The organism is Moorena sp. SIO3A2 (genome assembly GCF_010672265.1).
Taxonomy (GTDB): Bacteria; Cyanobacteriota; Cyanobacteriia; order Cyanobacteriales; family Coleofasciculaceae; genus Moorena; species Moorena producens.
Genome location: NZ_JAAHHC010000008.1, coordinates 22178 through 47385 on the forward strand (window position 1 = coordinate 22178; position 25208 = coordinate 47385).

At 44.6% G+C, this 25208-nt stretch carries 19 protein-coding genes; 10 read left to right on the plus strand and 9 right to left on the minus strand.

Annotated elements, in window-relative coordinates; all coding sequences use genetic code 11:
* Window positions 1-483 precede the first annotated feature (483 nt).
* From F6K64_RS11990 to F6K64_RS12000, 3 genes are all read left to right on the plus strand, one after another.
* Window positions 484-2745, plus strand: a complete 2262-nt coding sequence (locus tag F6K64_RS11990) for a ribonucleoside-diphosphate reductase subunit alpha (protein WP_008185236.1) — start codon at window positions 484-486, stop codon at window positions 2743-2745.
* Window positions 2746-2773: 28 nt separating this feature from the next.
* Entirely contained in the window at window positions 2774-2959 is a 186-nt protein-coding gene (locus tag F6K64_RS11995) for a hypothetical protein (RefSeq protein WP_131827162.1), read from the plus strand.
* 146 nt (window positions 2960-3105) lie between these two features.
* On the plus strand, window positions 3106-4140 hold the full coding sequence (locus F6K64_RS12000; protein ID WP_008185238.1) for a ribonucleotide-diphosphate reductase subunit beta: 1035 nt from the start codon (window positions 3106-3108) through the stop codon (window positions 4138-4140).
* Here the strand turns inward: F6K64_RS12000 and F6K64_RS12005 are convergent.
* On the minus strand, window positions 4137-4352 hold the full coding sequence (locus F6K64_RS12005; RefSeq protein ID WP_131827163.1) for a hypothetical protein: 216 nt from the start codon (window positions 4350-4352) through the stop codon (window positions 4137-4139). The genes F6K64_RS12000 and F6K64_RS12005 overlap by 4 nt on opposite strands.
* Window positions 4353-4362: 10 nt before the next feature.
* Between F6K64_RS12005 and F6K64_RS12010 the strand changes: the two genes are divergently transcribed.
* The gene (locus tag F6K64_RS12010; RefSeq protein WP_008185240.1) at window positions 4363-5001 is read left to right on the plus strand and encodes a lysophospholipid acyltransferase family protein; all 639 of its coding nucleotides are present in this window, start codon (window positions 4363-4365) and stop codon (window positions 4999-5001) included.
* Here F6K64_RS12010 and F6K64_RS12015 read toward each other — a convergent pair.
* Genes F6K64_RS12015 through F6K64_RS12025 form a run of 3 tightly spaced genes read right to left on the minus strand, consistent with a single transcriptional unit; the run spans window position 4973 to window position 7972 of the window.
* The gene (locus F6K64_RS12015) at window positions 4973-5353 is read right to left on the minus strand and encodes a hypothetical protein (protein ID WP_287262778.1); all 381 of its coding nucleotides are present in this window, start codon (window positions 5351-5353) and stop codon (window positions 4973-4975) included. The two genes, F6K64_RS12010 and F6K64_RS12015, sit on opposite strands and share 29 nt — an antisense overlap.
* A complete protein-coding gene (locus F6K64_RS12020; protein ID WP_131827164.1) occupies window positions 5317-7779 on the minus strand; it encodes a CHAT domain-containing protein in 2463 nt (820 codons plus the stop codon). The genes F6K64_RS12015 and F6K64_RS12020 overlap by 37 nt, the downstream gene beginning before the upstream one ends.
* A gap of 28 nt (window positions 7780-7807) precedes the next feature.
* Entirely contained in the window at window positions 7808-7972 is a 165-nt protein-coding gene (locus F6K64_RS12025; protein WP_154659814.1) for a hypothetical protein, read from the minus strand.
* A gap of 1 nt (window position 7973) precedes the next feature.
* Between F6K64_RS12025 and F6K64_RS12030 the strand changes: the two genes are divergently transcribed.
* Window positions 7974-8126 (plus strand): hypothetical protein, encoded by a 153-nt coding sequence (locus F6K64_RS12030; protein WP_154659815.1) that lies wholly within the window; start codon window positions 7974-7976, stop codon window positions 8124-8126.
* A gap of 85 nt (window positions 8127-8211) precedes the next feature.
* On the opposite strand, the gene F6K64_RS12035 is transcribed toward F6K64_RS12030, so the two are convergent.
* Window positions 8212-8412, minus strand: a complete 201-nt coding sequence (locus tag F6K64_RS12035; protein ID WP_287251582.1) for a hypothetical protein — start codon at window positions 8410-8412, stop codon at window positions 8212-8214.
* 86 nt (window positions 8413-8498) lie between these two features.
* On the opposite strand from F6K64_RS12035, the gene F6K64_RS12040 reads away from it, so the two are divergent.
* On the plus strand, window positions 8499-9398 hold the full coding sequence (locus F6K64_RS12040; protein ID WP_008185243.1) for a phytanoyl-CoA dioxygenase family protein: 900 nt from the start codon (window positions 8499-8501) through the stop codon (window positions 9396-9398).
* A gap of 364 nt (window positions 9399-9762) precedes the next feature.
* Here the strand turns inward: F6K64_RS12040 and F6K64_RS12045 are convergent, their stop codons facing one another.
* Window positions 9763-12585: a CHAT domain-containing protein gene (locus F6K64_RS12045; protein WP_063747935.1), complete on the minus strand. Its 2823-nt coding sequence runs from the start codon at window positions 12583-12585 to the stop codon at window positions 9763-9765.
* A gap of 58 nt (window positions 12586-12643) precedes the next feature.
* Between F6K64_RS12045 and F6K64_RS12050 the strand changes: the two genes are divergently transcribed.
* The 3 genes from F6K64_RS12050 to F6K64_RS12060 all read left to right on the plus strand — a co-directional run bounded on the left by F6K64_RS12050 (window position 12644) and on the right by F6K64_RS12060 (window position 17443).
* Window positions 12644-13015: a hypothetical protein gene (locus tag F6K64_RS12050; RefSeq protein WP_008185246.1), complete on the plus strand. Its 372-nt coding sequence runs from the start codon at window positions 12644-12646 to the stop codon at window positions 13013-13015.
* Between the two features lie 426 nt (window positions 13016-13441).
* Window positions 13442-15250, plus strand: a complete 1809-nt coding sequence (locus tag F6K64_RS12055) for a hypothetical protein (protein WP_008185249.1) — start codon at window positions 13442-13444, stop codon at window positions 15248-15250.
* Window positions 15251-15775: 525 nt separating this feature from the next.
* Window positions 15776-17443, plus strand: a complete 1668-nt coding sequence (locus tag F6K64_RS12060; protein ID WP_008185253.1) for a DUF8225 domain-containing protein — start codon at window positions 15776-15778, stop codon at window positions 17441-17443.
* 35 nt (window positions 17444-17478) lie between these two features.
* Here the strand turns inward: F6K64_RS12060 and F6K64_RS12065 are convergent, their stop codons facing one another.
* From F6K64_RS12065 to F6K64_RS12075, 3 genes are all read right to left on the minus strand, one after another.
* On the minus strand, window positions 17479-17673 hold the full coding sequence (locus F6K64_RS12065; RefSeq protein WP_165691810.1) for a hypothetical protein: 195 nt from the start codon (window positions 17671-17673) through the stop codon (window positions 17479-17481).
* A gap of 22 nt (window positions 17674-17695) precedes the next feature.
* Window positions 17696-20518, minus strand: coding sequence for a CHAT domain-containing protein (locus tag F6K64_RS12070; RefSeq protein WP_008185255.1), 2823 nt, complete (start codon window positions 20516-20518; stop codon window positions 17696-17698).
* A gap of 96 nt (window positions 20519-20614) precedes the next feature.
* Window positions 20615-23101, minus strand: coding sequence for a CHAT domain-containing protein (locus F6K64_RS12075; RefSeq protein ID WP_008185258.1), 2487 nt, complete (start codon window positions 23099-23101; stop codon window positions 20615-20617).
* 445 nt (window positions 23102-23546) lie between these two features.
* Between F6K64_RS12075 and F6K64_RS12080 the strand changes: the two genes are divergently transcribed.
* Window positions 23547-25139: a hypothetical protein gene (locus F6K64_RS12080; RefSeq protein ID WP_131827166.1), complete on the plus strand. Its 1593-nt coding sequence runs from the start codon at window positions 23547-23549 to the stop codon at window positions 25137-25139.
* Window positions 25140-25208 lie beyond the last annotated feature (69 nt).

Here is a 25208-nt window from a genome sequence, read left to right on the forward strand (position 1 = left end):
ATAATCAAGCTTGCAAAGCGCGTTGGTAGGCACTGCCCACCCTAGGATTAATGACAATGGTGCAAGTACTCAGTTTAACAGAACAATTAGACAAGGTCAGGGATGAGTAAAACAGGGAAAGACAGAGTGGCGCGGCAGGTGTGGCAGGTGTGGGGAGTTACTTGGTCAGTTACTTAAAAAAGTTGATAAATTTTACTGCTATACTTACTCTAGATTTAGTATAGTAGAGCTTGGAAACTAAAGAGTTAACCCTATTGGTAGTGTTGTACCTTGAGGTTAGCAAGCAATAGTGTATTATATCTAAGATTCTGAGCAACTGCTGAAAAGGCCACAAACCCTGTCGGCAACAACTATAAGCCAAGTCAATCCAGATTTAGTATAGTAGAGCTTGGGAATTAAAGAGTTAACCCTATTGGTAGTGTTGTACCTAGGGGTTAGCAAGTCATGGTGTGTTAAATCTAATATTCTGCCCAACCAGTGAAAATGCAACAAACCCTGTCGGCAACAACCATAACCCAAAATCAAGGTAATATTCAGGTGATCAAACGCGATGGTTCTCTGACTTCCCTTGATATCTCGAAAATTCGTGCTGTTGTTGAGTGGGCTTGTGCTGGCAAGGATGTCAATCCGATCACTCTAGAAGCCGGACTCACTACCCGCTTGCGTGATGGTGTTACTACCAGAGAGATTCAGGATAACTTGATCAACTGTGCCCTGGAAATGTGTAGTCCTGATCAGCCTGACTGGCGCTATGTAGCAGGACGACTACAGATCTGGAGTCTATGGAAAGACACCCTGGTAAACCGTGGTTATGAGTACGGTGACTACCCTAGAACTGTTCGCTCCAAAGTAGAGTCTGGTCAATATGACCCCAGTATCTTAACCTATACGACTGAGGAGCTAAAAGAAGCAGGTTCTTGGATTAATCGGGATTGGGACACGGATTATGATTATGCAGGGGCTGTACTGCTAACTCGTCGGTATCTCCTAGGGGATGAGTTGCCCCAAGAGGCATTTTTAACTTGTGCTCTGCTGCTAGGGTCAGTGGAAGTCCCGGAAGATAGACTAGGTTGGGCAAGGCGATTTTATGAAGCGATCGCACAACGGAAAATATCTCTAGCTACCCCGATCCTGGCTAATCTCAGAATTCCTCAGGGGTCTCTGTCTTCCTGTTTTATCACTAGCATTGATGACAACCTGGAAAGCATCTTTGAAGGAATTACTGATACGGCCAGAATCTCCAAAAACGGTGGTGGTGTTGGGGTCAATGTCAGCCGGATTCGGTCAACCGGTAGCTGGGTGATGGGCAAAGCCAATGCTTCGGGCGGGGTAATTCCTTGGATTAAACTGCTTAACGATACTGCGATCGCAGTTAATCAAGGAGGCCGTCGGGCAGGGGCAGTCACCGTTAGTGTAGATGTGTGGCATCTCGATGTGCCAGAGTTTCTGGAGATGCAAGCGGAAAATGGCGATCCCCGGCGCAAGGCTTATGATATCTTTCCCCAATTGGTGATTCCCGATGAGTTTATGCGTCGGGTGGTTAATAAAGAAGACTGGACATTAATCGATCCCTATGAAGTACGGATCAAGCTAGGCATTGAGCTATCGGAACTTTGGGCAGAAGAGTTTGAAAGCGCCTATCAAACCATTGAAGCAGCCATCGGCGAAACCCTGACTCTCTATAAGACCGTGAATGCTCGGGAACTCTTCAAGACGATTATGCGATCGCAAGTAGAGACCGGAATGCCTTACTTGGCGTTCAAGGATACCATTAACCGCGCTAATCCTAATCAACACCAGGGCTACATCCCAGCGGTAAATCTTTGTACCGAAAGTTTCTCTAATGTCGAAATTGGACATGCTGCTCACTGTTGCAATTTGGACTCGATCAATCTCGCCAATATTGAAGAAACTGAATTGCCCAATATCTGTCGTCTAGCAGTGCGGATTCTGGATAACACTATTGATTTAAGCACTCCTCCTTTTAAAGCAGCTCATAGTCACAATCAGAAATACCGCACCATCGGAGTAGGTTGTATGGGATTAGCGGATTGGTTAGCTAAACGGTGGCTAACCTATAACAACCTCAAGGAAATTAGTAACTTATTTGAGGATATTGGCTACTACTGCACCCATGCATCTATGGAACTGGCTATCGAACGTGGTGCTTACGCTGCTTTCGATGGTAGTGAGTGGAGTAAAGGTAAGCTAATTGGCGCTAAACCGGTGGAATGGTTTGTAGAAAATTCCCAGCATGGAGAGCGTTGGGTAGCCCTATCTCAGGATATTCAACAATTTGGGATTCGCAATTCTCATATTAGTGCGATCGCACCCAATACATCCTCATCCTTAGTACAAGGGTGTACCGCTAGTGTCTTACCAGTTCACAGCAAATTCTTCTATGACAAATGGGCAAAAGGCACTGTACCCATTGCCCCACCCTTTATTAAAGACAATTTTTGGTTATACCACGAAAACAAAAACTTTGATCAGAAAAAAGTTGTTAAAGCAATCGCCACTATCCAGCAATGGATTGATACTGGGATTTCCATGGAATTGTTATTTAACTTAAACCAAGGAGTCTATTTCCCAGACGAACCTGAACGCACCCTCAAAGCCAAAGACATCTATGAAACCCTAGTCATGGCTTGGGAATTAGGATGTAAAGCCGTGTACTATATCCGAACCGTCCAGCGTGACAACTTCAAAGAATTAGACAACACTTGTATCGCTTGCGCGAATTAGTTAGTAAGCATTCAGCGGTCAGTGGTCAGTGGTCAGTGGTCAGCTTTGTGGAACAGGCTTCCAGCCTGTGAAGCATAGGTCAGCGGTCAGCGGTCAGCGGTCAGCGGTCAGCGGTCAGCGGTCAGCCTTGTGGCACAGGCTTCCAGCCTGTGACTTCACTCAGATTAAACAAATGCTTACCTGTGTTATTCACAAGCTGATAGCTGATGGCTGATGGCTGATGGCTGATAGCTGATAGCTGATGGCTGTTGCTCCCCACCCTCCCCAAACTTCCCGCGCCCACTCCCCACACTCTCTGTTCCCTGTTCCCGACTCCCGACTCCCGAGTCCCGACTCCCTAGAAAAAAAATGCTAACTACAATGCCAATTAACCCTATCTTTAATCCAGATGGGGATGACAAAACTGAACACCGTTCAATTTGGTTTGGTAATACCACTAACTTGATGCAACTCAATGATGTCCGTTATGCTTGGGCAATTGGGTTGTATCAACAGATGCGGGAGAATTTCTGGATTCCCCAGAAACTAGACCTAACTCAAGATGTAACAGATTACTCCAATTTAACGCCAGCAGAACGTTATGCTTATGATGGGATTCTCTCCTATTTAACCTTTTTAGATTCCGTTCAAACCTGCAATATTCCTCACATCAAAAGTAGCATTACTGCCCCAGAAGTTAGTCTGTGTATGGCGGAACAAATTTCTCAGGAAGGGATGCACAATCAAAGTTATCAATATATCATTGAAACCGTTATCCCTACTGAACATAGAAGTAAAGTCTATGAATTCTGGCGCACTGATAAAGTGCTCAGGGATAGATGCGAATTTGTCGCCAGTTTCTATCAAAAGTATGTTGATAATCCCACCCCAGAAAACTATTTTGTTTCCTTACTGGCTGACTTTTTATTAGAAGGAATGTACTTCTATAATGGCTTCATTTACTTCTACAATCTCGCCTCTAGGATGCTGATGCCAGGCTCAGCGGACATTTTTAAAATGATTAATCGAGATGAACTGAGTCATGTCCGCCTTTATCAAAAGTTAATCCCCATGGCCATGGACGTATTTCCCTATTCCAGTGAGCAAATTTATGAAATGTTTGCCACAGCAGTGGAGCATGAATGTCGCTGGACTAATCATATTGTTGGTAACGATATTTTAGGGATTACCGAACGGAGTACTGAGCACTACACCAAGTATCTCGCCAATATCAGGTTACGTTCTATTGGATTAGACCCCCTTTACAAGGGCGAAAACTATCAAAAGAGTCCCTACAGCCACTTAGAGCGTTTTTCTGATACTAAAAAAGATGCTCATACTAAAGCCAACTTTTTTGAAGCTAGCGTAACTAGTTATGTGATGTCTTCTGGGGTCAGTGGTTGGGATGAAATTTAGGGAGTAGGGAATCGGGAGTAGGGAGTCGGGAGCGGTGCGACCCGTGGCGAATTTAATTCGCCAACGGAAAGCGCACCGAGGGAGTCGGTAGTGAGGTAAACAAGATTTTTTCCCTGTTGCGGTGATCCGCTGTTCCCTATTCCCAGATCCGCTATTCCCTGTTCCCTTCCCCCAAATAGTAAACTAGAAACCAAACCATCCAAATCCACCAATAAATTCTCAGTGACTAGAAGCCGCGAACCATTGCCCAGCCTGCTGCTGTATCACGCCCTGAAGTGGTCAGTGGTTAGCCCCTTAATCCATACCTATTTCCGGGGTCGCATTTATGGTGCTAAACACGTACCCACGTCGGGACCACTGGTGGTGGTGAGTAACCATGCTAGTGACTTTGACCCACCGATTTTAGCCAATTGTGTGGGACGTCCAGTAGCCTTTATGGCCAAAGAAGAATTGTTTCGTGTGCCAGTCCTGAAACAGTTTATTGAATTGTATGGTACTTACCCGGTTAAACGAGGGACACCAGACCGGAATGCCCTGCGTTCTGCTCTCGATTGCCTCGACAATGGCTGGGCCGTTGGTGTGTATTTGGATGGCACCAGGACACGGGATGCTCGCATTCATAACCCCAAGCTTGGTGCGGCCTGGATTGCAGCCCAAGCCCAAGCACCACTGCTACCGGTTACCTTGTGGGGAAGTCAAGCAATTGTTAAAAAAGGTTCCTTGATGCCACGGTCTGTACCCTTAACCGTGCGCATTGGTAAGCTGATTGATCCTCCTAGCTCCAGTAAGCGAGACGAATTGCAAGCTGTGACCCAACAGTGTGCTGCAGCGATTAATGCCCTCCATGATTTGGGACGTTGATTATGTGGGAATAGGGAGTCGGGAGTAGGGAATCGGGAATCGGGAATAGATGTAGGGTGGGCAGTGGCTCAGACAGATTCCGAACCTTGCCATCAAGTTGGTAGCCACTGCCCACCAATTTGATGTAGTTGCGTAGGGTGCGTGATAGGACGGGCTCCCTCTCATTTTCCGCCTCGTAGTCAGCCTTGGAACAGCCCGGCCCGTAACGCACCACCGGGTCAAACAGTAGAATTTGATGTAGGGTGGGCAGTGGCTTAGACAGATTCCGAACCTTGCCATCGGGTTGGTAGCCACTGCCCACCAACTGCCGACCAACTACCTCGCCTCGCCAATCACAGTAAAAGCCGCCCAAGCTTTCGGGTCTGGATTACCATCTTCATCATTGAGCATCGATAACATCGCCTCTCGCATGGCTTTGGCTTTATCCATTTTGTGAGTATAAATATTAGTATAAAACTCCCTCATCAACTTGGCCGTATCATCATCAGGCACTTGCCATAAGGACACCACTAAACTGGGTACACCTGCGGCAATCAAAGAACGGGATAAACCAACTACCCCTTCCCCTTTAATCTCACCCCTACCAGTATCACAAGCACTCAGAACCACTAACTTTGCTTTCAATAAGGATTTTTCCGGTAGTCCGTAACCAATCAGAATTTCATCACTGGTCAGAAAGCCATCATGGTCTGGTTGGTCAGGAGCTAATGCGATCGCACCGGGATAATCAATACCATTGACATCATCCAGTAAACCATGGGTAGCGAAATGGATAAGCCTTGCATTGGCCATTTTCCGCACAATGGTTGGTTCTGTTGCTTCCAAACCAATTAGAGCTTTTGTATTCAGCAATTGAGCAATGGTTAATGCTTCTGTTTCTGCACCCAGTAGAGGGGTTAAGGGTTTTTGTTCTAGTCCTATTTTAATCGTAGGCATGGTGGGATTACCCACAATCAATGGTTTTCCCCGGCTGTGTTGGACTCGATGCCAATGTTGACGGGTAAACGACAGGGATTGGATCGAAGGAGCAGTGAGAATGGTATGGTTTTCGATTAGATACTTGTGGTTATTATCTTGGAGAGCAGCAAAGGGGACTAGAAATAGTGAGTGATGGGGAATAAAAATAATACGGTCTGATGGGTTTATTGGTAATACGTCAACAATGGGAGTAATCAGCAGTTGGTAGAGTTGGTGTAGTCGATTACTATCGTTAGTGGTTTGTAGTGAAGCAGCATTCTGATTACCTCGACCTCTGACACCAATCTGCATACGACTGACTTTGACTAGTTCGGCCAGAGAAGTATCTTGTGGTAATGTATTACTACGGAAAGTAATCTCACCAGTAGGAGCAATCACCCAAATATAAATCTGGTCATCAACAATGGAATATTCCACCAAAGTGGCTTGTTGTTGTTGAGCAATCTCTTGAATGTCTTTAAGAGTAGGAGCTTTAGTTTTTTGAGGAGTTTCAGATAACTGTGCCGCTAATAAATCAATCAGAGCGCGGTTGCGACCCCGTTCGGAAATCTCTAAGGCTTGTTTTGGTTTACCTTGAGCAACCAATACCTGTTGTAAAAGACGATAGCTGGCAGCTTGTGTTTCAAAAATAGAAACCTTCCAATCATCTTCGTTACCGAGGTCTTGGCGGATATATTCCCAAATTTCAATGGCATCAAACAGGTGAGTTTGGGCTGGTTTTAGTTGATTCTTTTTTAAGAATGTAGCACCGAGATTATTCAGGAAGACAGCTTCACCCTTGCGGTGTCCGATTTCCCTAGCAATAGCTAAAGATTGTTGGTAGTAATCAATCGCTTTTTTATAGTCTCCCAGATTATCGTATGCATTACCCAGATTATTCAGGGAGGAAGCTTTACCTTCGCGGTGTCCGATTTCCCTAGCAATAGCTAAAGATTTTTGGTAGTAATCAATCGCTTTTTTGTAGTCTTCCAAACTATCGTATACATTACCCAGATTACTCAGGGACCGAGCTTCACCCAGGCGGTGTCCGATTTCCCTAGCAATAGCTATCGATTGTTGGTGGTAATCAATCGCTTTTTTATAGTCTCCCAGATCATAGTATGCATTACCCAGATTATTCAGGGAGTAAGCTTCACCCAGGCGGTCTGAGATTTCCCTAACAATAGCTAAAGATTGTTGGTGGTAATCAATCGCTTTTTTATAGTCTCCCAGATTATCGTATGCACTACCCAGATTATTCAGGGAGGAAGCTTCACCCAGGCGGTCTGAGATTTTCCTATCAATAGCTATCGATTGTTGGTAGTAATCAATCGCTTTTTTATAGTCTCCCAGATTCTGGTATGCATTACCCAGATTAGTCAGGGAGCCAGCTTCACCTTCGCGGTGTCCAATTTCCCTAGCAATAGCTAAAGATTTTTGGTAGTAATCAATCGCTTTTTTATAGTCTCCCAGATGATTGTATGCATTACCCAGATTATTCAGGGAGTTAGCTTCACCCAGGCGGTCTCCAATTTGTTTATAAATCACCAATGCTTGCTGCCAAGACTCTAATCCTTCTGGGAACTTACTGCGACGAAGGTGACTAAGTCCTTGCTTAAATAGTTTGTCCGCCTCTGCTTGATTAATGGCTACTTGAACTATGGCATCCCTAGGGGCTAAATTCCCCTCTTGCTCTGGGCTAACCGTGTTTTGTTCTTGAGCCACTGGTGGTAAAGTGAGGAATCTAGCCACAACAGGCAATTCCCTAGGAGTGAGGCAGACAGTGAGAAGTCCCAACCATAAGACGTGCTTAAGTTTCATATCGGATATTGAATTATTCCCTACTTCCCTATATCTGAGAGATTCCTGATCCTATGCAATGATTCAGGGAGCAGGGAGTCGGGAGTCGGGAATCGGGAGTCGGGAATCGGGAGTCGGGAGTCGGGAGTCGGGAATAGGGAACAGTTACTGTTTGAGCCGGTGGGTGGAATGGGCATCTTGGTGGAACGGGCATCTTGGTGGAATGGGCATCTTGGTGGAACGGGCATCTTGCCCGTTACAATTCCCAGACGGGCTGTCCCAACCTGGACGTTGAGGCGGACAATGAGTGGCAGCCCCTCTCTAACATACCCTACGCAACTACTAGAAAAATAGCGATCGCATTATAGCTGGACAAGGGTTATCAAAATTAATAAGCATAAATACTGATTGGCTCAATCTCATATCCACTAGGTATTTCAAAATAAGATGCGTTTACCCTGGGTACGCTATGGTCAGCCATCTCACGCTATCCTCATCTTTTAGTGGCAGGGTCGTTCCCCAAGCATGGAAGGTAATTGGGGAACGACCCTGCCAATAGTGCTCGAACAATTGGCAAAAATCGTCTACCTCACAGAAAATGCCTGTGATGTCCTTTCGCGATACAATACTGGTCGTAGCTGGCACAGATCTCATTGCTTCAAACCTAGTCGAGCGCCTTTCTTTCAGTTTTGTCTAGTTCGTCGAACTCACGTTAATTTATGAGATCAGGTATGAATAATATGTATGAACTAACTGATGATCAAGTTAATACTTTCTACCATAAAGGTTGGATTGGACCCCTTGATATATTCTCATACCAAGAAGTGGAATCTGTGAGAAAAGAAATAGAAGCAATTAGCCAAATTGAATTGCTGGACGAGCAGAAAATCTTAACTTTTTCACATAGTGATTTTGGTGTAAAAACAGCACATAACCATCATTTATACTGTAAGCTTTTGTCTGACATTTTTGAAGACAAAAGAGTGGTGTCTCGCTTAAACCAACTCGGGGAAGCAAACTTATTATTATGGAGGACAAGTATTTTTCATAGAATGCCTGGACAAGAGGGAATTGATTGGCATCAGGCAATTCAATACTATGAAGATTATCCAAATATAAATGAAAATGACCTTTTTTTACTTTTTCCCAAAGGGGAAAAGGTGCTTAACATTACTGTGTGGATAGCCTTGGAAGATCTTACTTCTGAAATGGGCACATTGTTCTTTGCTAATGGTTCCCATCGTCAGCAATTTCAAAGCATTGAAGTTTCTTTGGGAGAAGGATTGTTGAAAGAAGAAAAGTGTGACATAAACTTGGAAGCAGAGCCAGAATCAAAACGATACTCTAAAGTCTGTCAATTTAATGAAAACGAGTGGGAGATAGAATCTATTCCAATGGTAAAAGCAGGTCAGGCAATTATATTTACTGAGCAAGTAATGCACAGTGCCCCTTCCAATTGTTCCAATAAAGAAAGATGGGTAATTGTTGGACGCTATATCAGACCTAGCGTAATAGTTCATCCACAACTACAAAACAATAATTACATTGATAGCTATGGTTGCGATCTAAGAAAACACTTTTGCATTTTAGTATCCGGTAGCGACAATTATAAAATCAATAAAGTTGTTACCAGGAATTGACAAGGAGAGTAGCTGGGGGGGCGATATGTAAGCTGAAATCCTTACTGGGTAATATAGCAGAAGTCATTTGTCAGAAGTCATTTGTCAGAAGTCAAACTCTTGCGCTTCTTGATGCAGTCGCTCATGGGGGAAACCCCCAAGACCGTAATGGTGCTTTTTCCGTTGGCGAATTAAATTCGCCACGGGTCGCACCTCTGCATCGCTTACAAAGGGTGTGAGACTAATGTCGATGTCCTAACTGCCCTGGCGACTGCTATAATTTCAGCCCATAAGTTACTTAGGGATACAGCGCCGCCAAAGGGGGTTTCCACGGGGCTTTCAAGGTGCGGACGCAGGTGACCCACGCAGCCCCTCCCTACCCTCTCTACCTCGCTTCACCAATAACAGTAAAAGCCGCCCAAGCTTTCGGGTCTGGATTACCATCTCCATCATTAAGCATGGATAACATCGCCTCTCGCATGGCTTTCGCTTTATCGAATTTGTGGGTGTAAATATTCGTATAAAACTCCCTCATCAACTTGGCCGTATCATGATCAGGCACTTTCCATAAGGACACCACCAAACTGGGTACACCTGCCGCAATCAAAGAACGGGATAAACCAACTACCCCTTCCCCTTTAATCTCACCCCTACCAGTATCACCAGCACTCAGGACTACTAACCTTGCTTTCAATAACGGTTTTTCCGGTAGTCCGTAACCAATCAGAATTTCATCACTGGTGAGAAAGCCATCATGGTCTGGTTGGTCAGGAGCTAATGCGATCGCACCGGGATAACCAATACCATTGACATCATCGAGTAAACCATGGGTGGCTAAATGGATAACGGAAGCATTGGCCATTTTTTCCACAATGGTTGATTCTGTTGCTTCTGGTCCAATCAGAGCAGTGGTCTTCAGCAATTGAGCAATGGTTAATGCTTCTGTTTCTGCACCCGGTAGAGGGTCTAACGGTATTTGTTCCAGTCCTACATTAATTTTGGGCATGGTGGGATTACCCACAATCAATGGTTTTCCGTTGCTGTGTTGGACTCGATGCCAATGTTTACGGGTGAACGACAGGGATTGGATCGAAGGAGCAGTGAGAATGGTATGGTTTTCGATTAGATAATTTCCGTCATCATCTTGGAGAGCAGCAAAGGGGACCAGAAATAGTTCTTGATGGGGGATAAAAATAATACGGTCTGATTCGCTTTCAGGTAATAAGTCAACAATGGGAGTAATCAGGAGTTGGTAGAGTTGTTGTAGTGGATTACTATTGTTAGGGTTTGGTGGTGAATCAGCATTCTGATTACCTCGACCTCTGACACCAATCTGCTCACGACTGACTTTGACTAGTTCCGCCAGAGTGGTATCTTGGGGTAACCTATTACTACGGAAAGTAATCTCACCAGTGGAAGCAATCACCCAACTATAAATCTGGTCATCAACAATCGAATATTGTACCAAGGTGGCTTGTTGTTGTTTAGCAATCTCTTGAATGTCTTTAAGAGTAGGAACTTTAGTTTTTTGAGGAGTTTCAGATAACTGTGCCGCTAATAAATCAATCAGAGCGCGGTTGCGACCATGTTCGGAAATTTCTAAAGCTTGGTTTAGTTTACCTTGAGCAACCAATACCTCTTGTAAAAGACGATAGCTGCGAGCTTGTTCTTCAAAAATAGAAACCTTCCAATCATCTTTGTTACTGAGTATTTTGCGGATATATTCCCAAACTTTAATGGCATAAAACAGATTACTTTGGGCTTGTTCTAGTTGATTGTTTTCTAAAAAGATAGTACTGAGATTATTTAGCGATTTAGCTTCAACCAGGAGGTGTCCGATTACCCTAGCAATAGCTATGGATTGTTGGTGGTAATCAATCGGTTTTTTGTAGTCTTCCAGATCATAGTATGCAAGACCCAGATTACCCACGAAGCGATCTCTACCCTTGCGGTCTCTAATTTCCCTAGCAATAGCTAAAGATTGTTGGTGGTAATCAATGGCTTTTTCGTAATCTCCCAGCTCATAGTATGCATTACCCAGATTAGTCACGGAAGCAGCTTCACCCATGAGGTCTCTAATTGTCCTAGCAATAGCTATGGATTGTTGGTGGTAATCAATCGCTTTTTCGTAATCTCCCAGATGATAGTATGCATTACCCAGACTAGCTAGGGAGTTAGCTTTACCTCTCGGGTATTGGTTTTCCCTAGCAATAGCTAAATATTGTTGGTAGTAATCAATGGCTTTTTTGTAGTCTTTCAGATGATAGTATGCATTACCCAGATTACCCAGGGAGTTAGCTTCACCAATGAGGTCTCTAATTGTCCTAGCAATAGCTATAGATTGTTGGTGGTAATCAATGGCTTTTTTGTAGTCTCCCAACTCATAGTATGCATTACCCAGATTATTCAGGGAACCAGCTTCACCCTCGCGGTTTCCGATTTCCCTAGCAATAGCTATCGATTGTTCCTGGTAATCAATGACTTGTTTGTACTCTCCTAGATAATAGTATGCACCACCCAGATTATTCAGGGAGTTAGCTTCAACCTCGCGGTTTCCGATTTTCCTAGCAATAGCTAAAGATTGTTGGTGGTAATCAATCGCTTTTTTGTACTCTTCCAGATTACCGTATGCAAGACCCAGACCTCTCAGGGATTTAGCTTCAGCCTCGCGGTTTCCGATTTCCCTAAAAATGTCTAAGGATTGTTGGTAGTAATCAATCGCTGTTTTGTAGTATCCTAGACCATTGTACGCACTACCCATATTACTCAGGTGGTTAGCTTCACCCAGGCGATCGGTGATTTCCTGAGCAATAACTAAGGAGTTTTGGTGGTAATCAATGGCTGTTTTGTACTCTCCCAGAGTACCGTATGCATTACCCAAACTAGTCAAGGAGTTAGCTTCACCCTCGGGGTATCGAATTTGTTTATAAATTACCAATACTTGCTGCCAAGACTGTAATGCTTCTGGGAACTTACTGCGACCAAAGTGACTAATTCCGTGGTTCAGGAGTTTATCCGGTTCTGCTTTCTTACTGTCTACTTCAACTATGGCATCACTAGGGGTTATAGTCCCTTCTTGCTCTGGGCTCACAGTGTTTTGTTCCTGAGCCAGTGCTGGTAAAGTGAGGAATCTAGCCACAACAGGCAATTCCCCAGGAGTGAGGCAGACACTGAGAAGTCCCAAGCATAAGACGTGCTTAAGTTTCATATCGGATATTGAATTATTCCCTACTTGGCCATATCTGAGAGATTCCTGAACCTATGCAATGATTCAGGGAATAGGGAGTAGGGTGTGGGGTGTGGGGTGTGGGGTGTGGGGTGTCAGGAGTCGGGAGTCGGGAGTCGGGAGTCGGGAACAGTTACTGTTTGAGCCGGTGGGTGGAATGGGCATCTGGCTGTGGAATCGGCATCAGGCTGTGGCATGGGCATCAGGCTGTGGCATGGGCATCAGGCTGTGGCATGGGCATCAGGCTGTGGCATGGGCATCAGGCTGTGGCATGGGCATCAGGCTGTGGCATGGGCATCAGGCTGTGGCATGGGCATCAGGCTGTGGAATGGGCATCTGGCTGTGGAATGGGCATCTTGCCCGTTTCAATTTCCGGGCAAGCCCGTCTGATAGCAATCGCCAGGGCAGTTAGGACATCGACATTAGTCTCACACCCTTTGTAAGCGATGCAGAGGTGCGACCCGTGGCGAATTTAATTCGCCAACGGAAAGCGCACCATTACGGTCTTGGGGGTTTCCCCCATGAGCGACTGCATCAAGAAGCGCAAGAGTTTGACTTCTGACAAAGGACTTCTGACAAAGGACTTCTGCTATATCACGCACCCTACGGAACTACTCTCGACTGCGGAAGGGGGAGAGCAAGAGTACCCTCGCGGGTACCTTCAAATTCCAGAGAGCTTTGGAAAAATGGTAGTTAACAGTTCAATCTTTCTGAAGTCCTTTTCTAAATTCATAGAGATTCACTATGACAACTAACAACGAAGATTTAATCCATGCTCTTCTGGGAAAACTTTACCAGACACTTACCGCAGGAGTTTAAAAAGATATTGAAGAGGATAATGCCTAAAGTAGACTTAGCAAAATTTGGTATTTTTGCCGTTTTACTGGTATTTCTGTTAGGTAGTTCATGGGTGCTGGCTGATATGTTGCAAAATCAGGCTATTGCGGCTTCCTACGTGCAATTTGCTACAGGTAATTTCCAGTTGCGGAGTTATCGGAAGGCTACTCATCCCAAGTTTGGGAGTAGTCCTGACAGAGAAATCTTTTCGCCTGTGTCTGTCCCTAACTGCACTGCCGTAATTCCTGACCAAATTTATCGTTTTGTTGAGGGTATAGATAGCTGCCTTCAACTAATGACAGATGATGAAATTGAGCAGATGCTCAAGGATCCATTTGCTACTGGGATTCTGAGCAAAGGAACATTTCCAGAGAATGTAGATGCTCTAGCTGCTGCTATTGCTGACTCCCAACTCAACTTGGAATCAGCGAACTACTTGCTTGGAGAAGGCAGTCAAATCCCGACGACTATTGCATCCCGTGAAGAACCCCGTAACCTTCGTTATGTTCTTACTTGGGGAACGAGTCGCACCAGTAATGCCGATATTCTTGTGAGTACAGCTGCCGGTGGCAACTCTAGCTTTTTGCAAGTAATTGCCTGGGATGCACAAGCCAAAAAATACAACTTCTATGAATTGCGGGAACAGGTAGGTGAACAACCAGGTACATCTACCAAAGTTTGGACTTGGGCTGGGGATTCTGGGATGGCGCGGGCAAAACCAACTATGGGAGTGGGCTGTTTTGATTGTCACCATAATGGTGTGGTGATTATGAAAGAACTTGCTCCACCCTGGAACAATTGGCATTCTCAGCGGGGGCCAATCTCACCCCTAGTAGTGCCGTTAAGGGTGACCCAAGAAATATTCTTTCAGAACTTGCAAGGAGCCGAGGTGCTTGAGCAGGTAATTCGCAGTGGTTTCATTAACTACCATAAGAATTGGTTGCGCGATCGCTACAAAAGACAAGAAGGAGTTATTAACTTAACGGACGTCAACCAGATGCTACGTCATCTGACCACCAACACTACCATCAATTTGGCCTCAACGAAGATTGAAAGCAATGGAGCCAATACTAGCCCAGCCAACCGTGCTGTTGATGGTATTCCCAATGACTTTTTTGTTTGGGATTCAGCCCTCAAGACCAGCTTAGGTCTTAACTACAATATCCCGCTGATTACCTTCGAGCGACAAGAGTATGACAATTACCTAAATACCAATCATTTCCAACTGGTTCAATCTGACTTCACCAAACCGGATGATTCTCCACTGTACGAAGAGGATGGCTCTACCTACTTTTCTTTCTTTGTGCCAGTTCCTGCTGCAGAAGACCTCTACATGCTCACACGGATGCGAAGTGCCAAGATTTTGACAGATAAATTCATTGCTGCTGTCTTGATGGTGGACTTCAAAAACCCTGTCTTTTCCGAAAAGCGGTCTAGCTTGCAGCAGTACGCTGAGCAAGTCACAACAGGCACAATCATCAATGGGATTAGTAGTGTACCCAATGATTTTGCCGAGAAAGTTAGAGTTGCTGCTGCTAACCAGTCTCCCTGCGATCCTACTAACTTTGACCAATGCACTGCGGAACAACAGTTTTTGCAAACATGGGAACTACCTGATAATCAGTGGAAATCCTTTGTCGAAGAGCAAATTCAGGCTTATTTGGATGAATTAAACACACTTTCTCCTAGGGAGCAGTTAGCTCAACTGATGGAATCAAGTGTCAAGCGCCGGGAGCAGTTTCAATCCTGGCCAACAATTAGTAACCTGAATGAATTTAGCTTGTTACTTCCCCAGAGTGATTTAAGGTAAGCATTCAGCTATCAGCTATCAGCTATCAGCTTAAGCGCTACGCGCACGCTACGCGAACAGCTATCAGCTATCAGCTATCAGCTATCAGCTTAAGCGCTACGCGCACGCTACGCGAACAGCTATCAGCTATCAGCTATCAGCTTAAGCGCTACGCGCTACGCGCACGCTACGCGAACAGCTATTAGCTATCAGCTATCAGCTATCAGCTTAAGCGCTACGCGCACGCTACGCGAACAGCTATTAGCTATCAGCTATCAGCTATCAGCTATCAGCTATCAGCTATCAGCTATCAGCCTATGCGCTATGCGCACCCTACGCGAACAGCTTTTGAAGAAAATAGCTGACCGCTGACCGCTGACTGCTGAATGCTTACCTATTAAATTCTCTCGTTCTAGGTTTATTTTAAGCACCTCAAGTAGCGTGAGCTTTTAGCTGACGGCTGATCGCTGAATGTTTAGAAATTAACTGAAACAACAACAACTTACTTGTGATATCGATAACAGTAAAAAACTAAGGAGTCAATCAATGGCTAAACTACCTCAATTTGATCCACCAGCCAATCAAAATGATTTTTGTGGAGAAGAAGAAAAGGAACAAGCATTACGCACTCGCTGGAGTAATAACATCAATCGCTATACAGAACAAACCTTGAAAAACGATCCGTGGAGTTCAGTTAACCAACCACCCCTAAGCCAATATTTCAATCCTCTCAAAACTGATATTCCAGAAGGAACGAAGGGTGTACCTATTAAATGGACGGCGTTCCCGAACCGGATTTTAATGGCATATCCCAATGTTGGGGAACGTACCCAGTGGCAATATGCTGACGAAGGACCACCCCCGGAGGATAACTATGGTCCGAGTGGTCCCCGTGGCTGGCAGGATGAATATTGTGAGTGGAGCGTCACCCGCAATGCAGAGGGTAAGATTACCAAAATAATGTTCACATGTGAGAACCGAGAATACTGGTATACCTTGTGGGAAGTCGATCCCAATGTTGTCTTGGGCCTTTACCAGAAATTAGTCAGTCCCCAGGTCAAAATTGAGGATCTGTATCTGCGTAACCAACAAGGTAATTTAGTTATCGATCCCGCCACGGGGCGACCAGCTTATAACGATCGCAATGTCTGGAATAGCACCACGACTGCTGGAGCGGTTCACCTGATTAGCAATCCTAATTCCCTAAGTGCGGAAGTATTTCTAGCTGGACAAGCCACAGTCCTCCGTAGAGATGTAGCAGGTAATCCAATTACAGACAAAAACCAGCTGATCAATTGCAGTCGGTATGGTACCCCAAACCGTAACAGTGATCCCACCATTGGAGCGTTGGTTAACGGAGTAGTGCGGGGAACAGGAGAACCAGGTTCTGGCATGCAGATATCCCTGGCAAATCCCGTCGGTCTGTACATCCAAGAACCTAGTTTTAACACCTACGAATTACCCTTTGATGCCCCTGAAGATGCTAAACCCTCAGACTACTGGAAGGTGATTCGCGGACGTAAACGGGACTCTGGCCAGGAAATGGACTATATTCTCCATGCAGTTTATGAAGTGCCTGAGGAGTTAGGCTTTACGGTTAGCGATATTACCATCAATGGATTCAATATTGAATACGGGGCACAAATTGCTCAAACTTTCCAAATTGCTCTTGCCGGTCTGCCCTTGCCTCAGGTCAACCAAGATGGGCTTCTTTGTGCAGGGGAACCAAAGTTATTACCTCGTCCGTATGTCTTGAGAGAATTGGAAATGCTTAGTGTAGCGTTTCGTTCTAGCTTAAATATGCGTATTGAGCCAGGGACTACCGTGGAGAATGTTGTACTATACGCATTTGACAGCGATTCACAATCCACTATTGAATTTACTGGTTCACCAGGTATTACCTTTGAACAAACAGATTTTCAGGATCTAGGTAGTAATCAGCAAGTGTTCATCCTCACCATCACTGCTGCTCCTGATGCTCCCTTGGGGAATCGTTCTATTCTTATGAAAAATCCCGATCCGGATAACCCCGCAAACTATTACGGTGGTCCTGCTGTTTTTGGTTTATTAGAAGTCGTTGCACCAGGTACACTTAACAGAAAACAGGATGCTGCTGTATCTGAGTTGGCAGAAACTACTCCCACAGCGATAGCAGTGCCAGATAAACTTCTCTTGGCTCCCATTGAGTTATCCAACAGGAGCAATGGTAGGTAATACTTAGATCTTGCACCAAGTTTAAAATTTACCTGTCAAGCTAGGGAACAGGGAACGGGGAACAGGGAGCAGGGAATAGGGAACAGGGAATAGGGAATAGGGAACAGGAATAGTGGTGCGTTACGGGACGGGGATCCCAACCGATGCCAAAAGCCGGAAAACCATGGCAAGCCCGTCTTATCACGCACCCTACGCACCTCCCCCATCTCCCCATCTCCCCATCTCCCCATCTCCCCACACTTCCCACCCTCTCTACCTAGCCTCACCAATCACAGTAAAAGCCGCCCAAGCTTTCGGGTCTGGATTACCATCTCCATCATTAAGCATCGATAACATCGCCTCTCGCATCGCTTTCGCTTTATCGAATTTGTGAGTGTAAATATTAGTATAAAACTCCCTCATCAACTTGACCGTATCATGATCAGGTATTTTCCATAGGGACACCACCAAACTGGGTACACCTGCCGCAATCAAAGAACGGGATAAACCAACTACCCCTTCCCCTTTAATCTCACCTCTACCAGTATCACAAGCACTCAGGACGACTAACTTTGCTTTCAATAAGGATTTTTCCGGTAGTCCGTAACCAATCAGAATTTCATCACTGGTGAGAAAGCCATCATGGTCTGGTTGCTCAGGAGCTAATGCGATCGCACCGGGATAACCAATACCATTGACATCATCGAGTAAACCATGGGTGGCTAAATGGATAACGGAAGCATTGGCCATTTTTTCCACAATGGTTGATTCTGTTGCTTCTGCTCCAATTAGAGCTTTTGTATTCAGCAATTGAGCAATGGTTAAGGCTTCTGTTTCTGCACCCAGTAGAGGGGTTAAGGCTTTTTGTTCTAGTCCTATTTTAATCGTAGGCATGGTGGGATTACCCACAATCAATGGTTTTCCCCGGCTGTGTTGGACTCGATGCCAATGTTTACGGGTGAACGACAGGGATTGGATCGAAGGAGCAGTGAGAATGGTATGGTTTTCGATTAGATAATTTCCGTCATCATCTAGCAGAGCAGCAAAGGGAACCAGAAATAGTTCTTGATGGGGGATAAAAATAATACGGTCTGATGGGTTTGTTGGTAATACGTCAACAATGGGAGTAATCAGCAGTTGGTAGAGTTCCTGTAGTCGATTACTATTGTTAGGGTTTGGTGGTGAAGCAGGATTCTGATTACCTCGACCTCTGACACCAATCTGCAGACGACTGACTTTAACTAGTTCCGCCAGAGTAGTATTTTGGGGTAACGTATTACTACGGAAAGTAATCTCACCAGTTGGAGCAATCACCCAAATATAAATCTGGTCATCAACAATGGAATATTCCACCAAGGTGGCTTGTTGCTGTTTAGCAATCTCTTGAATGTCTTCAAGAGTAAGAGTTTTGGTTTTTTGAGGAGTTTCAGATAACTGTGCCGCTAATAAATCAATCAGAGCGCGGTTGCGACCCCGTTCGGAAATCTCTAAGGCTTGTTTTGGTTTACCTTGAGCAACCAACACCTGTTGTAAGAGACGATAGCTGCGAGATTGTTTTTCAAAAATAGAAATCTTCCAATCATCTTTGTTACGGAGGATATGGCGGATATCTTCCCAAATTTTAATGGCATCAAACAGGTTAGTTTGAGCCTGTTCTAATTGATTATTTTCTAACAAAACAGCACCGCGAATACTCAGGGGTATAGCTTGAAGCCGACGATCTAAAATTTTCCTAGCAATAGCTAAAGATTGTTGGTAGTAATCAATCGCTTTTTTGTACTTTTCCAGAGAGTAGTATGCAAAACCTAGATTATTTAGGGAGTAAACTTCACTCATGCGGTCTTCGATTTCCCTAGGAATAGCTAAAGATTGTTGGTGATAATCAATCGCTTTTTTGTACTCTCCCAGAGAGTAGTATGCAACAGCCAGACCAGTCAGGAAGCCAGTTTCACCCTGGCGGTTTCCGATTTTCCTAGGAATAGCTAAAGATTGTTGGTAGTAATCAATCGCTTTTTTGTAGTCTCCCAGATTGCCGTATGCAACACCCAGATCACTAAGGGACTTAGCTTCACCCTGGCGGTCTTCGATTTCCCTAGCAATAGCTAAAGATTTTTGGTGGTAATTAATAGCTTTTTTGTACTCTCCCAGATTATAGTATGCACTACCCAGATTACCCAGGGAGTAAGCTTCACCCAGGCGGTTTCCGATTTCCTTATCAATAGCTAAAGATTGTTGCTGGTAATCAATCGCTTTTTTATAGTCTCGTAGATAATAGTATGCAAGACCCAGATTAGTCAGGGAGCGAGCTTCACCTTCGCGGTTTCCGACTTCCCTATAAAAAGCGATCGCTTCTAGCTGGTAATAAATCGCTTTGTTGTAGTCTCCCAAACTCTCGTATGCATTAGCCAGATTAGTCAGGGAGCGAGCTTGACCCTTGCGGTGTCTAATTTGCCTAGCAATAGCTAAGGATTGTTGGTAGTAATCAATCGCTTTTTTGTAGTTTCCCAAACTCTCGTATGCATCACCGAGATTAGTCAGGGAGATAGCTTCACCCTTGCGGTCTCCGATTTCCTTAGCAATAGCTAAGGATTGTTGGTAGTAATCAATCGCTTTTTTGTAGTTTCCCAAACTCTCGTATGCATCACCGAGATTAGTCAAGGAGATAGCTTCACCCTTGCGGTCTCCGATTTCCTTAGCAATAGCTAAGGATTTTTGGAGGTAATCAATCGCTTTGTTGTACTCTCCCAGACCAAGGTATGTAAGACCCAGACTAATCAGGGAGGCAGCTTCACCCTCCCGGTTTCCGATTTGTTTATAAATTACCAATGCTTGCTGCCAAGACTGTAATGCTTCTCGGAACTCACTGCGATAAAGCTGACTAAGTCCTTGCTCAACGAGTTTGTCCGCCTCGGCTTGCTTACTGTCTACTTGAACTATGGCATCACTAGGGGCTATAGTCCCTTCTTGCTCTGGGCTAACCGTGTTTTGTTCTTGAGCCAGTGCTGGTAAGGTGAGGAATCTAGCCACAACAGGCAATTCACAAGGAGTGAAGCAGACAGTGAGAAGTCCCAACCATAAGACCTGCTTAAGTTTCATATCGGATATTGAATCATTACTTACTTGGCCATATCTGAGATATTCCTGAGCTTATGCAATGATTAAGGGAGCAGGGAGTCGGGAGTCGGGAAGTCTCTACCTAGCCTCGCCAATAACCGTAAAAGCCGCCCAAGCTTTCGGGTCTGGATTACCATCTCCATCATTGATCATCGATAACATCGCCTCTCGCATGGCTTTCGCTTTATCGAATTTGTGGGTGTAAATATTAGTGTAAAACTCCTTCATCAACTTGACCGTATCATGATCAGGTATTTTCCATAACGACACCACCAAACTGGGTACACCGGCGGCAATCAAAGAACGGGATAAACCAATTACCCCTTCCCCTTTTATCTCACCCCTACCAGTATCACAAGCACTGAGCACTACTAACTTTGCTTTCAATAAGGGTGGTTTCTGGTGTTGGTCACTGATCATAATTTCACGACTGGTGAGAAAGCCATCATGGTCTGGTTCCTCAGGAGCTAATGCGATCGCACCGGGATAATCAATACCATTGACATCATCCAGTAAACCATGGGTAGCGAAATGGATAACCGAAGCATTGGCCATTTTCCGCACAATGGTTGGTTCTGTTGCTTCCAAACCAATCAGAGCTTTTGTATTGAGCAATTGAGCAATAGTTAATGCTTCTGTTTCTGCACCCAGTAGAGGGGTTAACGGTTTTTGTTCCAGTCCTATTTTAATCGTAGGCATGGTGGGATTACCGACAATCAATGGTTTTCCCCGGCTGTGTTGGACTCGATGCCAATGTTTACGGGTGAACCACAACGATTGGATCGAAGGAGCAGTGAGAATGGTATGGTTTTCGATTAGATACTTGCCCTGATCATCTAGCAGAGCAGCAAAGGAAACCAGAAATAGTTCTTGATGGGGGATGAAAATAATACGGTCTGATGCAGTTCTTGGTAATAAGTCAACAATCGGAGTAATCAGCAGTTGGTAGAGTTGGTGTAGGGGATGTTGTAGTAGATTATTATTGTTAGTATTTAGTGGTGAAGCAGCATTTTGATTACCTCTACCTCTGACACCAATCTGCAGACGACTGACTTTGACTAGTTCCGCCAGAGAAGTATCTTGTGGTAATGTATTACTACGGAAAGTAATCTCACCAGTTGGAGCAATCACCCAAATATAAATCTGGTTCTTAACAATCGAATATTCAACCAAAGTTGCTTGTTGTTGTTGAGCAATTATTTGAATGTCTTCAAGAGTAGGAGCTTTAGTTTGACGACGTTCAGATAACCGTGCCGCTAATAAATCAATCAGAGCGCGGTTGCGACCCTGTTCGGAAATTTCTAAGGCTTGTTTTAGTTTACCTTGAGCAACCAAAACCTGTTGTAAGAGACGATAGCTGCGAGCTTGTGCTTCAAAAATAGAAACCTTCCAATCATCTTGATTCCCCAGGTTTTGGCGGATATCTTCCCAAATTTTAATGGCATCAAACAGGTGAGTTTTTGCCTGTTCTAGTTGATTGTTTTCTAAGAAAGTAGCACCGAGATTATTCAGGGAGTAAGCTTCACCCTTGCGGTGTCCGATTTCCCTAGCAATAGCTATGGATTTTTGGTGGTAATCAATTGCTTTTTTGTACTTTCCCAGATTACCGTATGCAATACCGAGATTCTCTAGGGCGTGAGCTTCACCCTTGCGGTGTCGGATTTCCCTAAAAATCCCTAAGGATTGTCGGTGGTAATTAATCGCTTTTTTGTAGTCTCCCAGATTACCGTATGCAATACCCAGATTATCCAGGGAATAAGCTTCACCCCGGCGGTTTCGGATTTCCCGTTTAATAGCTAAGGATTTTTGCTGGTAATCAATCGCTTTTTCGTAGTCTCCCAGATGACGGTATGCATTAGCCAGATTACCCAGGGAGCCAGCTTCACCATCGCGGTTTCCGATTCCCCTAGCAATAGCTAAAGATTTTTGCTGGTAATCAATCGCTTTTTTGTAGTCTCCCAAACTCTCGTATGCATTCCCCAGATTACTCAGGGAGCGAGCTTCACCTTGGCGGTTTCGGATTTCCCTAAAAATGTCTAAAGATTGTCGGTGGTAATCAATGGCTTTTTTGTAGTTTCCCAGATTACCGTATGCAAACCCCAGATTAGTCAGGGAGCCAGCTTCACCCTCGCGGTCTGGGATTTGCCTAGCAATAGCTATCGATGGTAAGTAATTATTAATTGCTTGTTTGTACTCTCCCAGATTAGCGTATGCACGACCCATATTACCCAAGGAGTTAGCTTCACCCTGGCGGTGTCCGATTTGTTTATAAATCACCAATGCTTGCTGCCAAGACTTTAATGCTTTTCGGAACTCACTGTCACCAATGTGACGAAGTCCTTGCTTAAATAGTTTGTCCGCCTCTGCCTGCTTACTGTCTACTTCAACAAAGGCATCACCAGGGGCTAAACTCCCTTCTTGCTCTAGGCTAACAGTGCTTTGTGCCTGATCCAGTACTGGTAAATTCAGGAATCTAGCCAGAACAGGGAATTGCCCAGGGGTAAGGCAGAGAGTGAAAAGTCCCAAAAACAAGACCTGTTTAAGTTTAATAGGATGTGGTATCATAACCTATTTACCTAAATCTGAGACATTCCTCAGCCTAGGCAATTATTGGCAAGGGTAGGGTGCGTTAGGGGTGGGCTAACCCGGATGGATTTTCAAGCACTGAGCGCCTGGTTGAAATAGCCCACCCCGTAACGCACCACAGCAGAATTAGGGAGTAGGGAGTCGGGAGTAGGGAGTCGGGAATAAAATTTAGATGTACCTGACTATACAAGAAAACACTAATACTCCTCAGACCTACTTCCTACCCTTCACTTATACACTTCAAGCCCAATTTTTTCCACAAAATGCATAGGGTCGGATAGTTACCAGATAGGTAAGAGTAAGATTTGGTTCCCTTGTCGGCGGAGATTGCTAGGATGCATCTCACTTTGCTTTTTGACCCTGTGGTGCGTTACGGGGCCGACTATCCCAACCCTGGCGCTCGAGCCGAAAATTAGGGCAAGTGGTGCGTTACGGGGCCGACTATCCCAACCCTGGCTACGAGGCGAAAAATAACGGCAAGTCCGCCCCTAACGCACCCTACGCACCCTACGCACCTATTGCCTATTGCCTATTGCCTATTGCCTATTGCCTATTGCCTATTGCTACTCCCTACTCCCTCATGAAAACCAGCTTAGCCAAATACTGGACACTCAATTATATTAATCGTTTGGGTCAACATCAAACTAAACCCATAGAAAAGGCTAAGGAGTTTATCAGTGCCCAAGCTCTTACCTTGTCTACAGGTGAAGACACCATAGACCAAGCCCTGATTAGCAGACTGTGGGAACGTTATCATAGCCAAGACGAGGACCTTGAGCTCGCTGAGGTTTGTCTACGTTGTTTAGTTTCTCAGCAAATCAAGGAGGTTTGTTATCAGTTAGTAGAGCAATTTGGTCAGCAGCATAATTTTACCATGGATGACCTAATGCCATTAGTACTTGACCGTTATCATGAGGGCGATCAAGGCCATAAACTAGATGAAAATAAGTCTCTAATTACCTATACTTTAAAAACCTTTGACCCAGATAAAAGTAGCTTATTTGCCTGGACAAAGAGACTGGTTAAAACCAATAAGGAGGTAAAACGATTTTTACTATACTATGGAATTGAGCAGGTAACCGATTGGTTATTACTCAAACAAACCACTCCTGGTAAACTACACCGGATTATATCGGAGTTTCATCAGCTAACTGCTCAGGAAATTAACCACTATCGTGAGTTATTAGAAAGTTATCAAAGGATTTATGTAAGTCAACTGCAAGCAGAGCGTAATCAAATTAACCAACAACGACAACAACAAGGCTTAGGTAAACTCACAACTCCCTACCCAATTCCTACCAAAGAGCAATTACAGCTGATAGGTAAACTATCTCCAGAAGCAGTGCTTACTGAGTTACAAACCTTAGCTCAGCTAATTCGAGACTATAAACGGAATCATGGCCGGAATGTGCCCACTCAAGCTTTAGGAAAATTTGAGCATCAATTAGCAGCTGATGATACAAGTAATAATCAGGAAGAAAACGAAGTATTAGCTGCCTATGACCAATTACTACAGGATTGTTTAACTACCGCTATTCAAGACGTTATTCAAAACCGAGTTACTTATCTAAGTCGTCAACAAAAGCCAAAACATCAGCAATTTTTAGAAGCCCTAGATTTATTTCACTGTCACCATGTCACTATGACTAAGATTGCTGCCCAAATTGGCTTCACTGCTCAATATCAAGTCAGTCGCTTGCTAGACCTGAAAGCTTTTCGGGCTGATATTGCTAGACGCACTTCCGTAAGATTACATCACCAACTAGTGGAGTTAGGCCAAGCCTACGCTTCTGCACAAGAGGTTAAGGAATTAGACAAACGAATTAGTCAGTTTGTAGAGGAAGCAATTAACCAGATTATGACTGCAGCTAGGAAGGAGACTTTTGTTAAAAACCAATACAAACTCTCTAGTAATTTTTCTCGCACCTTATGTGAATTATTGAACAAGGGAGTGGGGAGTCGGGAATCGGGAATCGGGAATCGGGAGTCGGGAGAAGAAAAAGGGAGTAGGGAGTAGGGAGAAGAAAGTTAAATGGACGTCATATAGCCATTTGCAGATAAGTTAATTATGAAAATGAGACAAAAA

What these genes read in the sequence shown, in the direction of transcription:
- F6K64_RS11990 (WP_008185236.1), top strand. Translation starts at nt 484, where the DNA reads ATGCAACAAACCCTGTCGGCAACAACCATAACCCAAAATCAAGGTAAT.
- F6K64_RS12000 (WP_008185238.1), top strand. Translation starts at nt 3,106, where the DNA reads ATGCCAATTAACCCTATCTTTAATCCAGATGGGGATGACAAAACTGAA.
- F6K64_RS12020 (WP_131827164.1), bottom strand. Translation starts at nt 7,779, where the DNA reads ATGAAACTTAAGCACGTCTTATGGTTGGGACTTCTCACTGTCTGCCTC.
- F6K64_RS12025 (WP_154659814.1), bottom strand. Translation starts at nt 7,972, where the DNA reads ATGCCCGTTCCACCAAGATGCCCATTCCACCCACCGGCTCAAACAGTA.
- F6K64_RS12035 (WP_287251582.1), bottom strand. Translation starts at nt 8,412, where the DNA reads ATGAGATCTGTGCCAGCTACGACCAGTATTGTATCGCGAAAGGACATC.
- F6K64_RS12040 (WP_008185243.1), top strand. Translation starts at nt 8,499, where the DNA reads ATGTATGAACTAACTGATGATCAAGTTAATACTTTCTACCATAAAGGT.
- F6K64_RS12045 (WP_063747935.1), bottom strand. Translation starts at nt 12,585, where the DNA reads ATGAAACTTAAGCACGTCTTATGCTTGGGACTTCTCAGTGTCTGCCTC.
- F6K64_RS12050 (WP_008185246.1), top strand. Translation starts at nt 12,644, where the DNA reads ATGATTCAGGGAATAGGGAGTAGGGTGTGGGGTGTGGGGTGTGGGGTG.
- F6K64_RS12055 (WP_008185249.1), top strand. Translation starts at nt 13,442, where the DNA reads ATGCCTAAAGTAGACTTAGCAAAATTTGGTATTTTTGCCGTTTTACTG.
- F6K64_RS12060 (WP_008185253.1), top strand. Translation starts at nt 15,776, where the DNA reads ATGGCTAAACTACCTCAATTTGATCCACCAGCCAATCAAAATGATTTT.
- F6K64_RS12065 (WP_165691810.1), bottom strand. Translation starts at nt 17,673, where the DNA reads ATGGGGAGATGGGGAGATGGGGAGATGGGGGAGGTGCGTAGGGTGCGT.
- F6K64_RS12070 (WP_008185255.1), bottom strand. Translation starts at nt 20,518, where the DNA reads ATGAAACTTAAGCAGGTCTTATGGTTGGGACTTCTCACTGTCTGCTTC.
- F6K64_RS12075 (WP_008185258.1), bottom strand. Translation starts at nt 23,101, where the DNA reads ATGATACCACATCCTATTAAACTTAAACAGGTCTTGTTTTTGGGACTT.